This window comes from Bdellovibrio sp. NC01 (genome assembly GCF_006874625.1).
GTDB lineage: Bacteria > Bdellovibrionota > Bdellovibrionia > Bdellovibrionales > Bdellovibrionaceae > Bdellovibrio.
The window spans coordinates 2,758,965-2,770,773 of record NZ_CP030034.1 but is presented as its reverse complement, the minus strand read 5'-3'; the positions used below and the strand labels follow the sequence as shown (position 1 = coordinate 2,770,773).

Annotated in this window: 11 protein-coding genes; 5 read left to right on the top strand and 6 right to left on the bottom strand. The window is 45.6% G+C overall.

Annotation, left to right across the window (positions count from 1 at the left end; genetic code table 11):
- Positions 1-134 precede the first annotated feature (134 nt).
- The 3 genes from DOE51_RS13200 to DOE51_RS13190 form a co-directional block, all read right to left on the bottom strand.
- On the bottom strand, positions 135-1,388 hold the full coding sequence (locus tag DOE51_RS13200; RefSeq protein WP_142697023.1) for a trypsin-like peptidase domain-containing protein: 1,254 nt from the start codon (positions 1,386-1,388) through the stop codon (positions 135-137).
- 107 nt (positions 1,389-1,495) lie between these two features.
- Positions 1,496-2,617, bottom strand: a complete 1,122-nt coding sequence (locus tag DOE51_RS13195; RefSeq protein WP_142697022.1) for a mechanosensitive ion channel family protein — start codon at positions 2,615-2,617, stop codon at positions 1,496-1,498.
- Between the two features lie 12 nt (positions 2,618-2,629).
- Positions 2,630-3,421: an undecaprenyl-diphosphate phosphatase gene (locus tag DOE51_RS13190; RefSeq protein WP_142697021.1), complete on the bottom strand. Its 792-nt coding sequence runs from the start codon at positions 3,419-3,421 to the stop codon at positions 2,630-2,632.
- A gap of 192 nt (positions 3,422-3,613) precedes the next feature.
- Here DOE51_RS13190 and DOE51_RS13185 point away from each other — a divergent pair, with 192 nt between their 5' ends.
- The 3 genes from DOE51_RS13185 (at position 3,614) to DOE51_RS13175 (ending at position 6,879) form a co-directional block, all read left to right on the top strand.
- Positions 3,614-5,158 carry a S8 family serine peptidase gene (locus DOE51_RS13185; protein ID WP_142697020.1) on the top strand — a complete coding sequence of 515 codons (1,545 nt, stop codon included), beginning with the start codon at positions 3,614-3,616 and terminating at the stop codon, positions 5,156-5,158.
- Positions 5,159-5,265: 107 nt separating this feature from the next.
- Positions 5,266-6,060: a PilZ domain-containing protein gene (locus DOE51_RS13180; protein WP_142697019.1), complete on the top strand. Its 795-nt coding sequence runs from the start codon at positions 5,266-5,268 to the stop codon at positions 6,058-6,060.
- Between the two features lie 3 nt (positions 6,061-6,063).
- Positions 6,064-6,879: an enoyl-CoA hydratase-related protein gene (locus DOE51_RS13175; RefSeq protein ID WP_142697018.1), complete on the top strand. Its 816-nt coding sequence runs from the start codon at positions 6,064-6,066 to the stop codon at positions 6,877-6,879.
- Positions 6,880-6,930: 51 nt separating this feature from the next.
- Here DOE51_RS13175 and DOE51_RS13170 read toward each other — a convergent pair whose 3' ends face one another.
- From DOE51_RS13170 to DOE51_RS13160, 3 genes are read right to left on the bottom strand one after another with little or no spacing between them, the layout of a single operon-like run.
- A complete protein-coding gene (locus tag DOE51_RS13170) occupies positions 6,931-7,974 on the bottom strand; it encodes a nitronate monooxygenase family protein (RefSeq protein ID WP_142697017.1) in 1,044 nt (347 codons plus the stop codon).
- Positions 7,975-7,978: 4 nt separating this feature from the next.
- Complete coding sequence (locus DOE51_RS13165; RefSeq protein ID WP_142697016.1) at positions 7,979-8,611, bottom strand: inner membrane-spanning protein YciB; 633 nt, start codon at positions 8,609-8,611, stop codon at positions 7,979-7,981.
- Positions 8,608-9,975 (bottom strand): dihydroorotase, encoded by a 1,368-nt coding sequence (locus DOE51_RS13160; RefSeq protein WP_142697015.1) that lies wholly within the window; start codon positions 9,973-9,975, stop codon positions 8,608-8,610. Before DOE51_RS13160 ends, DOE51_RS13165 begins: the two co-directional genes overlap by 4 nt.
- Before the next feature lie 93 nt (positions 9,976-10,068).
- Between DOE51_RS13160 and DOE51_RS13155 the strand changes: the two genes are divergently transcribed.
- Positions 10,069-11,073, top strand: a complete 1,005-nt coding sequence (locus DOE51_RS13155; protein ID WP_142697014.1) for a hypothetical protein — start codon at positions 10,069-10,071, stop codon at positions 11,071-11,073.
- Between the two features lie 3 nt (positions 11,074-11,076).
- Positions 11,077-11,802 (top strand): HEAT repeat domain-containing protein, encoded by a 726-nt coding sequence (locus DOE51_RS13150; RefSeq protein WP_142697013.1) that lies wholly within the window; start codon positions 11,077-11,079, stop codon positions 11,800-11,802.
- The last annotated feature ends 7 nt before the right edge of the window (positions 11,803-11,809 follow it).

Sequence of the window (11,809 nt, the reverse complement as noted above, 5' to 3'; positions counted from 1 at the left end):
CGGTGCAAGACAAGTTGTCTCTAACAGACTCGCAAGGTGAGCGCGTTCAATTTGCGCTCGTTTATAGGTTGGAAACTTGAAAAATCTTCATCCCGCTAAAGCATCTACTTTAGCGGGAAAGCGGCTAGGGGAGCCTATTTGGCGGCGATGTCAGAACAGAACGGGACGTTGTAAGAAGTGGTGCCCAGCTTGATTGCGACTTCGGTTTTTTGCAGGTCTTCTTTTGAGAAGCTTAAAGTACTTGAAACTTCCGTGGCAGCAAGTTGCGGATTCGGTCGGCCAGCTGAATCAAGACTCAGCTGAACACCCCATTCCGAGTATTTAATTTTCATCATCTCTTCTTGCATCTTCATCATGTTTTCACGGGACGCGGTGATGCACTTAGGTTTGAAACCCACTTTGGCGATCTTGGCTTTGTCGTCACCGTTATAAGGAATATCTTGTTGGTCAGCTTGCCACTTTAAGAAATTCTTCGTTTGTTCGTGGATGTTGCGGTATTGCTCGCCTACGGCTTTTGTGAAATTCATCATCAACGGATGAACGGCATCACGCACAAGTTCACCGGAAGCATTACGAATCGCTGCGCGGTCTTTGCTGGAATGACATTCTGTATTTTGATTTTTCAAACCTAATTCTGGGATATTCAAGCACGCCAAGTTCGAAGCAAATGCTACGTCAAAGCGATCCACATTCACCGGCATATCGGCCGGCAGACCTTTAGAGTTGATCAACGCTTTCACGTCACCTTGAGCAGAAAAGATCGGTGAGCCCGAATTACCAGAAACGATATCGCACGGAACCAGACTGATGACAGAACTTTGTTCTGATTTAAACAAAGGATTCAACATGGATTTTTGAGCCGCCGCACATGTGACTTTACGAAGTAATCCGATGTCTTCATGTGGATCGACTTTAAAGATCGTAAGCATTTCGTTGTTCGCAACTCCGGAAGTGTTGATCGCAACGGGTTTGCGAGAGGCCTTGTGAGTTAATTTTAAAAACGCATAATCCGGCGTAAGTGGCGTGTCCTTTAATTGCGAAGAGACCGAAAGGACTTGATCGCAATCAGCGTATTCAATTTTATTTTTAGTATTTTCAGGGAAGGTAAAGCTGATACGGCCTTTGCACGAAGAGCCTTCTTTACGAAGTTTTTGTGGTAGGCAGTGAAGGTTGGTTGCCATCACATCTTCACGAACGAGCACGGCTGTGCAGACGTTCGATTCGTCATTTAACAAACCAGCAACTGCTTGATTACAGTCGTCTGGGTTTTCACAAATCACATTATAGCGATCAGCTTCTTTTTGGGGTTTTGTTTTACTCCAGCCTGAGTGACAAAGTGCGAAGGCTGAACAGAAAATAAGGACGGCAGTAATCTGTTGTTTTGTCATGAACCACAGTATCGCTGCGATTCGACATGACTGAAAGACTTCTGGACGTCCTATTTTTTACGCAAAATTAATATGTAATCCCGCCCAAACTTTTCATAGTTTGTTTGCTAGCCTTGAGCCCCGCGGTAGTACACAGTTTGCGTCGGATATGCGAACTCTACTTTCATATCATTAGCGATTTTGATGATCTCTAGGAAAATGCGCTGCTGATGTTCAAGCTCTTCAGGACCTGTATACACTTTCAAATGGAAGTTCACTAAAACGTCCAACGTCGAGGCATTGAAGTTATTGAAATGAACCGTCACAGTTTCAGGAATCACTTTTTGATCTTGTTTGATCAAATAACGAACGCGATCACAGAAAGCTTCAATATTTTCAGGTGTCGTTTCGTAAGCAAGCCCCAAGGACTGACGAATACGGCGAGCAGGGCGCACACCCATATTGTCGATGTTCTCTTTTGCCATCGTCGCATTTGGAATCGTGATGACAGAGTTATAAAACGTGCGAATGCGTGTTGATCGGAAACCGATTTCTTCAACCGTGCCTTCAACGTCTTTCACTTTAACCCAATCGCCAATTTTGCACGGATTGTCGACCAAGATCGTCACAGAACCAAAAAGATTTGCGGCCGTGTCTTGCGCTGCCAATGCTAATGCCAAACCGCCCAGGCCAAGACCGGCAAGAAGCGACATTACGTTCAGTCCGAAACTTTGCAGCACAATCAAAACACCCAGAACGACAACAAGAACTTTTAAGATCTTGCTTGCGAACGGCACCAATTGATCGTCCATCGTGGATTCGGTTTTTGCTGCGATATCAGCGAACACCGAACCTAGAGCATCGACCGCGTAATAGATCACGCGAATCAAGTGAATTGCTAAGAACGCTTTTAACACATGTTCATAGTAAGTTTGGAATTTGCCAGTAAGCTCAATCGCATCGCCAGCACCGAACCACAACAATCCTACGATCACCCAAGCCAGCGGGCGTTCGATTTCAGATTTAAAGAAATAAGCTGTGAAGCTTTTTGGAAATTTCTTTGCCCACGGATTGTGTTTTTTGAATTCTTTCAAAACCCACTGAATCAACGGACGAAGAGCAATACCAAGAACGATAAAGATCGCAAGGACGATCCATTTCCAGTTCGGCATGATCAACACTGTATGTTTTAACAGTGCTGCAACTTCCATAGAAAAAATATGTGACTCTTCAAAAAGAAACTTTTCCATTTAAAATAAATCCTAACCTGCGCTCAATGAGTGACCTGTATAGATCAACGCCAAGATGATAATGCCAAGAACGATACGATAATAACCAAAACCACGGAAGCCGTATTTTGTGACGATGCCCATGAAGAACTTGATTGCCACCATCGCGACGATGAACGAAACGATTGTGCCGGTTGCAAGAACCGCGATTTGATCGTGCTGGATCGTCTTATAAATTTTCAAAAGCTTGTACAAAGTGGCAGCGGCCATCGTTGGCACAGCCAAGAAGAATGAAAACTCTGCGGCTTCTTTTTTCTGAAGACCTAAAGTCAAACCACCCATGATCGTTGCTCCAGAGCGCGAGACTCCTGGGATCATCGCGATTGATTGGAACAAGCCTAATTTGACAGAGTCTTTGTATGTCAAATCACTCGTCTTGCGACCGACTGCGGTCAAGTGAGCAAAGATCTTATCGGACCAAACTAAAATCACGCCACCAAGAATCAACGACCAAGCGACAACTTGAGCGGACTCTAAAAGTTGATCAACAACATTTTTCGCTGCGAAACCGATGATCGCTGTTGGCAAGAACGCGACAAAAAGTTTTTTATAGAAATTCCAGTTCGGAAGAAATCTTCTCCAATACAAAACTAAAACTGAAAGAATCGCGCCGAATTGAATGATGACTTCAAATGCTTTTGTAAAGTCGCTTTCATTAATTCCCATGAACGAACTTGCGATGACCATATGGCCCGTTGAAGAGATGGGAAGAAATTCTGTGATGCCTTCGATGATACCAAGAATGATTGCCTGAAGATGACTCATAAGTGCCCTTGTGGGTTTACACATCGACATCAGTGTCGAAGTGAAAAAACTGACACTGCCATTCTTGAAAAGTTCGTGAGTGTGTTCAACTTTCGATGAAGGGCGTCAATTAAATAAAAGCCATTTTAAAATCTCGAGTGCAGCCAACTCATAAATTTTGAATATCCTTAATAGCACCACGGAGGGGGATCTATGAAACGGACGGTTCTGTTAAGTGCGTTACTACTGGGCTCTCAAGCATTCGCGGGCGAGTTCTTAGTAAAGTACACGAATACAAATGGGTTTCAGGCAGTTCAAAACATGGGGACTATGAAAGCAGTCGGTATGCAAGTGATGGATCACAATGCGACTGCATCTTTGATCAAAGTCGACATCGCAAAATCGAAAGAAGCACAAACGTTGGCAACCTTGTTGTCGACTCCTGGCGTGCAATATGTGGTGCCGAACTTTAAACTGAAAGCCTATTCGGCTCCAGTTGATACTGCGACCTTGAAATCGCAATGGGCGATCGCAAAGGTGCAGGCTGAAAAAGCATGGCAACGTGCTGGCAATCGAGGCAATAAAAACGTGATTGTTGCAGTCATCGATACGGGTGCTGACTACAAACACGAATCTTTAGCGCCGAACATGATTCCTGGTTACAACTTTAAAGATAACAATGCCGATCCAATGGATAAAACAAGCTATCAAAATCCAGGTCACGGGACCCACTGTTCAGGTATCGTGGGGGCGACAGGCCTCATTGATGGCGGAACGATCGGGATGGCGCCGGGTATTTCTATCATGCCTTTGCGTTTCCTGGATGAAAATGGTTCAGGCGATTTGAACGACGGTATTAAAGCCATCGACTATGCCATCGAAAAAGGTGTGCAAGTTATTTCCGCATCTTGGGGAGCCACAGTTCCTCGTGCAACGGCGCAACCATTATTGGAAGCCGTGAAGCGAGCTGACGATAAAGGGATTATTTTCGTAGCAGCGGCCGCGAATGATGGAAAAAACAATGACTCGACTGAAGTGTATCCAGCGAACAACGGTTATCCAAATTCGATCACTGTTGCAGCGTCAAACTCTTCAGATAGCAAGCCGTCTTGGTCAAATTATGGAACCGCGATGGTCCACTTGTCTTCACCAGGCGATGGCATCATCAGCACTCTTCCAAAAAACAAATACGGGGAACTTTCTGGAACGTCCATGGCAACGCCATTGGTTTCAGGTCTTGTTGCGTTCTTGAAGTCGCAAGACAGCTCTTTAACAGGAGCACAAATTCGCGCGATTTTGCAAACAACTGGAACGAAAGTTTCAATCCAAACGGCATGTAACTGCCGAGTCGATGCTTTTAATGCCGTCGATGCAGTTTTGACGAAAAAAATGATTGTTGTTCCAGCAGCAGCTTCAATTGGAGCGAAAGACACGCTGAATTTGTCTGTATTGAACGGTAAATCACCGTTTAAATACGTCAGCAGCAATACGTCGACAGCGACTGTTTCAGATGGCGGGGTTGTGACTGCCGTTGCGAATGGTAAAACGTCGATCACTGTGACGGATGCTGATGGAAAAACGGCAAGTACTTTGGACATTAACGTTGGTAAATCTGGCAGCAGCCAACCACAACCACCAGGCGGGGGCGGTGATGATCCGGCACAACCACCGGGTGATGGGTCATGTCCTATTGGTGATCCATCTCTTTGCCAAATTATCTGTCAAATTAAACCGGATCTGCCTTTCTGTAAGCAGTAGTCTGGCGAATATCTAGTTAGTAAATCTACACCGACCATAAAAAGGGGCCTCAGGATGAGGCCTTCTTTTTTATTGTCTCTTTACAACTTCATTCATATCCTAAGAGTATGAAAAGAAAACCTTGGGCGATCATCATCTTAGCTGTACTTCATATTCTTGCGCCATTCGGCAACTTAGTAATCAATGCACAACGTGCACATCACACCATTTTAGAGCACTGGAACTTTTGGATGAACTTCATGCCGAAGCCGTTGTTCTTTAGTTACGTTCTTTTGCCAGTTCTAGCGGGTATTTTTATCTACATCTGCAAACGCTGGAGCTATTGGGCGTATCTTGCGTGTTTAGCTTTGATCTTCGCTGTGAATCTTTACGGTTTTTCGACGAATCCAAATCTTGCAAACTTCATTGCTCTTGTTGTGGTGTTGGTGGCCGACTTGTTGGCGGTTGCTTACTTCGTTGTTCCCGCAGTTCGTAATGTGTATCTTGATCCACGTTTGCGTTGGTGGGAGGCTGCTCCTCGTTACGTGTTTAACAATGCGCTGACGATCAATGGTTCGAATGAAACGGGCTCAATCAAAAATATTTCTGAGGGCGGTTTGTTCGCTTTGACTTCAGGTCACCTGAAAGAGGGCGAAACTGTGAAGTTGACGTGGGCTTTTGAAGACGAATCTTTTGAAGCGCAAGGCCGTGTGGTTTATGTCACTGCGAAATCAAGCGTTGAAGGTTTCGGTGTGCAGTTTGTGCATTCACCAGATTCGCAAAAGAAGGTGAAAATGTTATGCGCGAAATTGCGCGAACGTGGTCAAATTGTTCCCGATCGTTTGCCAGGACCTGAAGATACTTTTGGTCATTGGTTAAAAAACTTATTCACGAAACGTGAAGGCCTTTTCCCGAAGAGATAATCTATGAGCTTTTATTCGCAAAATTTTACCCATCTTAAAGTTCAAGTGAAAAGTCACCAGTTATGGGTGACTTTGAATAACCCAGAACAAAGCAATGCCATCACTTACGAAATGACAGATTCATTAATCAGCGTTTTGAAATACGCTGATTTTGATCCGAATATTCGCGTGATTGTATTGTGTGGGGAAGGTAAAAACTTCTGTGCGGGTGGCGATGTCAAAGCTATGGCTGATAAGACGGGGATGTTTGAAGGCGAATCGAACGAACTGCGCATGCGCTACATTCACGGTATTCAGCAGATTCCAAAATGTATTGAAGATCTTTCGACACCAATCGTTGCGATGGTTCATGGTGCCGCCATTGGTGCGGGCTGCGATCTTGCGATGATGTGTGATTTGCGCACAGGGTGCAGCACTTCTAAATTCGGTGAAACCTTTGTAAAATTGGGACTGGTTCCAGGTGATGGCGGTTCATTCTTCCTGCAACGTGTGATTGGTTTCAGCAAAGCGATGCAAATGTCTTTAACTGGTGATCTTGTCGGCGGTGAAGAGGCTTATAGCTGGGGCTTATTGAATTATTATTTTGATGATGTGCACTTGATGCAAGAGACAGAAAAGTTGGCGGAAAAGATTGCTAACAATGCTCCAGTTGCAGTGCAGATGACGAAGAAAACGATGAAGCTTGCATATCTGAATGACCTGCATAGTGTTCTTGATATGGCGGCGGCATATCAGGGAATCACGCAAAGAACTGCGGATCACTTTGAAGCTTTGCAAGCTATGCGCAACAAAGCGATTGCAAAATTTCAGGGTAAATAAAAAAAGGAAGGCTTTAAACCTTCCTTTTTTATTTTGAATTCGCGTTAGGTCTTACTTCATTTCTTCAACTAAAGCGTGCATCAGATCTTTAACGCTTAACTCGCGAATTCTGTCTGCTGCCGTCCCTGACCACAGCGAACAATAATCCGCAACCCCAAGCTCCGTCGCTTTTTTACGAATATCTTGAGTCAAAGTATTTTGAATTGGGAAGGGAAGTGGCACTTTGCTTTTCGCTTTGAACTCACGCATGTAGTGATTCACGATGCCGCGAGCGCGACGTCCACTAAAGCCAATCGTGATGTCAGTATTTGCGGCATTTTTAGACAGCAAAGCTTCGCGGTAACATTTTGAAGTGCCAGCTTCTTGACACAGTAAGAAGGCCGTTCCCATTTGCACAGCGGAAGCGCCAAGACTTAAAGCTTCCTTGATGTCTTTGCCATCCATAATTGCACCGGAAGCAATATAGGGAATACGTAATTTTCCGCGAACAGATTCCAATAAAATCTTTAAAGGCACTTCGTAGTCTTCATTCGTCGCAAAAACACCACGATGACCACCGCCTTCGAAACCTTGCAAGACAATTGCATCGACGCCTTCTTCTTGCAAAGCAAGCGCCTCATCAAGAGTACTGCCGGTACCGATAACTAAAATGCCACGCTCTTTCATATTTTTCAGAATGTCGCGATCAAGCAAACCAAAGACAAAACTAAAAACGGCAGGCTGTTCTTTTAAAATCACTTCAATCTGTTCAGAAAAATGATTGGTCGTAACCGGCAATTCGCGAAGAATTGGAATGTCTAACTTTTTACGGACATCATTGGTGAAATCGAGCATCTCTTGACGGTGTTCGGCGGTTGGCTCTTTTGGAGTATTCGGAATAAATATATTTACCGCGAAGGGTTTCGCCGTTTGCGCTTTTATATCTTGAAGGGCTTTTTGTAAATTTGTGGGCGTCAAATAGTTGCCGCCGTAAGAACCAAGGCCGCCATGATTTGAAACTTCTGCTGTCAAAGCTACTGAACTCGGGCCACCGGCCATCGGGGCTAAGATGATCGGATGTTCAATACCTAAGAGTTTCGTCAGAGAAGTTTCCATAAGCTCACTCCATTTTTTGTGAAGTTTGTTGGTTTAGCTGTGCTTTGACCAATTCTTCCATGCGCTCTTTCATCACTACTTTGCGAAGCAGGATGCCTTCAAAACCTAGATACAAAATAAAACTGACAGTCAGACCGACACCTTTAAGCAAAGCCCAATTTGTCGTACTCCAGTCTAAGGCAGCCCAAACAGCAAGGGCAGTGTGAATCGCAAAAAACACACCGGTTCTGAATGTCACGCCGGTCATGCGGGCTTTTAAGAATTCTGGAAATTGCTGACCTTGTTGTTCAGCCAAATAGACGATCAACGGTTTTCCAAACAGAAGCGAACCCCAGCAGAACAGTGCAAACAAACCTTCCATCAAAGCGGGTTGCAATTTGAACCAGACACCTTCAGATGAAATCAACGAAATGCCACCCAGAACCAGAAGCATGCCGTTTCCGATCCATGTGATTTTTTGCACTTTTTTGTGTTTATAAAGTTCCCACGTAATTTCACCAACACCGAAAACCATACCGGCAATTAAGCCGGCTATCGTGCCGTAATACTCTTCAATCAAAGTGAAGGCGATGACCGGCAGTAAGCCCGCTACAAAAATGCTCAGGGCTTGAGTTTTCGGAGAGGCCTTGGAGTTCATCCTTCTGTGTCCTCGAAATTCACAGGCTGACCTTGCGAAGGTAGAACAACTTGATCGTTTTCCATCACAAGTTTACCGCTGACGATTGTATGTGTCGGCCAACCAGTGACTTTCATACCGTGGAACGGAGTCCAGCCGCACTTGCTTGCAATCCACGAGTTATCAATGGTTTTGTTTTTCTTTAAATCAACGATCGTGACATCGGCATCAAATCCTTCACGCAGTTGACCTTTGTTTTTAACACCAAAAACGCGGCAAGGATTCGTTGTGACTAACTCAACAAATCGGTGCAGGCTTAATTTTCCATCGTGCACATGATTTAACATGATCGGCACCAAAGTTTGTACTCCTGGTACGCCCGATGGTGAAGACGGATAAGGACGATCTTTTTCTTCACGTGTATGAGGCGCGTGATCAGAACCAATCACATCGACCGTGCCATCAAGAAGAGCTTTCCAAATACGATCCAAATGACGTTTTTCACGAATCGGTGGGTTTTGTTGCGCGTACGTGCCCAGGCGATCATAACAATCAGGAGCATACAACGTCAGATGTTGCGGCAACACTTCCACGGTCGCGATATCTTTTTGATCTTTTAAGATATCCATCTCTTCACCAGTGGAAACATGTAAAACGTGAATCTTGCGACCTGTTTTGCGCGCAATTTTTAAAAGACGTGTTGTCGAGCTGACTGCCGTTTCCACATCACGCCATACAGGGTGATTGTGAACATCTGCGGAATCAACTGCGATATGCTTTCTTTCGCGCAAGCGCATTTCGTCTTCACTGTGTACGATCACGCGACGGCGGCCGAAGCCTAAGATTTTTTCAAGGCTGGCATCGTCTTCTACTAATAGACTGCCGGTAGAGCTCCCCATGAAAATCTTTACGCCCGAACAGTGAGGCATCAATTCAAGTTTGCCGATTTCGCTGATGTTGTCGTGGCCCGCGCCAATAAAAAAAGCATAGTTGGCGTGTGCGCGATTTTTGGCTCTGTTTAATTTGTCCTGAAAAAGTTCGACCGTTGTTGTTGCCGGATTTGTGTTCGGCATTTCAAAGATCGTCGTCACTCCACCGAGGATGGCAGCGCGAGTTCCTGATTCAAGGTCCTCTTTATGAGTTAATCCGGGTTCGCGGAAGTGAACTTGGCTATCGATGACTCCGGGTAAAACGTGAAGTCCATTCGCGACGATAGTTTGTTTTGCTGACTCATTAATAGACTCTTTGATTTTGACGATGCGGCCATTCGCAATTGCGATATCGACCTGCTGTTCGATGAAGCGGGGGTTAAGGCCTTGGTCCGAGGGGTGAGGAAGTAGGCACGTTCCGCCTTTGATAATTAAGTCATAGGGTGCTTCAGCCATGGGACCTCCGGTGTCTCAGGACTCTACAATAGCTTGGGATTATTCGTAGGTCTAGCATTGACGTCATCTCGCTCATGGGCGAGAATTTGAATTGTGACAATTGAACAATTTCTCTCATTTTGGAGTCAGCACAACACGGCTATCATCGAAGGGCTTGTTGGTCTTATTATTTTCATCTCATTGTTTTTGGGATTCCGCGCCTTTTTCGGAAAATCAAGCAGTCACGATGCAGGTTCTGGTCACGGAGTTGACTCTGCTCAGCTAGAAAAAACTCTTCAAAAAATTCTTGAAAATCAAGGTGCTGGCGGCGGAGCCCGAGCGCATGTAGCACACGATGAACATTCCGTGCACGCGGAACTTGATGAAAGTGACATGGGGCCTGGTGCGAGTGTCGCAGTAGGTGGCGGCGAGTCAGCGGCAGAAGTCGCGCAACTTCGTTCGACAGTCAGTGAAAGCCAAAAGAAAATTGAAGAACTTCAAGCGCAGTTAGCACAAGCTCAATCGGCAGCGAGTGAAGCGGGTGCGGCGGCAGCCGCGGCATCAGCGTCGGCAGCTCCGGCTGAAGGTGGCGGTAGTAATGCGGAAGCCGAAGCGAAGATTCGCGATTTGGAATCTCGTTTGGCGGAATACGAAATCATCAGCGAAGACATTGCGGATCTTTCTCGTTATAAAGAAGAAAACGACAAGCTTCGTTCTGAACTAGAAGCTTTGCAAAAAGGTGGTGCAGCTCCAGCGGCCGCGGCGCAAGCCCCAGCCCCAGCAGCTGAACCAGCTCCGGCACCAGTTGAAGAAGCGCCAGCTCCTGTGGCGGCAGCAGAGCCTGAGCCGACTCCAGAACCAGCACCTTCGGAACCTGCGGTTGACGATGTCGCAGCCGCGGTTGCTGCGATGGCTCCAGAAGCACCGGCTGCCGAAGCGGGCAGTGATTTGATTGATGATGAATTGATGAAAGAATTCGCAGCAGCCGTCGAGGGTCAAAAGGCTCTTGATAAAGTGGGCGAAAAAGCCGGTGACGGCAAAGCCGCAGCTGATAAAAAAGGCGAAGACACTGATCAATTAATGAATGAGTTTGAAAACTTCGTTTCTAAGAAGAGTTAAATCATGAAAAGAAAAATCGTAGCGTCCGTTTTGATTGCAGGTCTTTCTTCAAGTGCTTTTGCAGCAGTTGCCAAACCTTCATCTAGTACTTTAAGTTCGGCGACTGAGTTATTGAAACTCCCAACGGAAAATCGCAAGCAAGCGCTGCAATCGCAAGGTGATAAATACTATTCATCATTCATTACAATCGCTTTTAATGATTCCCAAACGATGGCTTTGCGTTGGCGCGCTTTGATGGCCGCCGCAGAAGCTCACGGTGATGCTGCAACCAAAGATCTTTTGAAAGCGGGTAATCACTCGCAGTGGTATATGCGTAATGCCGCATTGGTTGCATTGTCGGAAGTAAATCCAACCGAGGCGCAAAAGCTTGCGCAAAAATTGATTAAAGATAAAGCCTTGGTTGTTCGTTCGGCAGCCGTTGAAGTTCTTGAAAAGAACGCGACGGCTCAAGTGCGTGACCTGTTATGGGAAGAACTTGATCAGCAATACAACTTCAAGGGTTCTCAAAGTCTATGGATTCGCCACCAAATCGTAGAGGTTTTGGCGAAACAACCTAAAGATCACGAGCTTAAAATCTTCGCAAAACTGTTGTCCGATAAAGATGCTCGTGTGCAATTGCCCGCTGTGGCAGGACTTGAGCGTTTGACGGGCGTAAAGCTTGGCGACGGTCCGATGAAACAATCTGAACTGATCGGTCTGTGGAAAAACTACGTTAAAAAATCACTCTAATTAACGA

What these genes read in the sequence shown, in the direction of transcription:
- DOE51_RS13190 (WP_142697021.1), bottom strand. Translation starts at nt 3,421, where the DNA reads ATGAGTCATCTTCAGGCAATCATTCTTGGTATCATCGAAGGCATCACA.
- DOE51_RS13180 (WP_142697019.1), top strand. Translation starts at nt 5,266, where the DNA reads ATGAAAAGAAAACCTTGGGCGATCATCATCTTAGCTGTACTTCATATT.
- DOE51_RS13195 (WP_142697022.1), bottom strand. Translation starts at nt 2,617, where the DNA reads ATGGAAAAGTTTCTTTTTGAAGAGTCACATATTTTTTCTATGGAAGTT.
- DOE51_RS13175 (WP_142697018.1), top strand. Translation starts at nt 6,064, where the DNA reads ATGAGCTTTTATTCGCAAAATTTTACCCATCTTAAAGTTCAAGTGAAA.
- DOE51_RS13165 (WP_142697016.1), bottom strand. Translation starts at nt 8,611, where the DNA reads ATGAACTCCAAGGCCTCTCCGAAAACTCAAGCCCTGAGCATTTTTGTA.
- DOE51_RS13160 (WP_142697015.1), bottom strand. Translation starts at nt 9,975, where the DNA reads ATGGCTGAAGCACCCTATGACTTAATTATCAAAGGCGGAACGTGCCTA.
- DOE51_RS13185 (WP_142697020.1), top strand. Translation starts at nt 3,614, where the DNA reads ATGAAACGGACGGTTCTGTTAAGTGCGTTACTACTGGGCTCTCAAGCA.
- DOE51_RS13150 (WP_142697013.1), top strand. Translation starts at nt 11,077, where the DNA reads ATGAAAAGAAAAATCGTAGCGTCCGTTTTGATTGCAGGTCTTTCTTCA.
- DOE51_RS13200 (WP_142697023.1), bottom strand. Translation starts at nt 1,388, where the DNA reads ATGACAAAACAACAGATTACTGCCGTCCTTATTTTCTGTTCAGCCTTC.
- DOE51_RS13170 (WP_142697017.1), bottom strand. Translation starts at nt 7,974, where the DNA reads ATGGAAACTTCTCTGACGAAACTCTTAGGTATTGAACATCCGATCATC.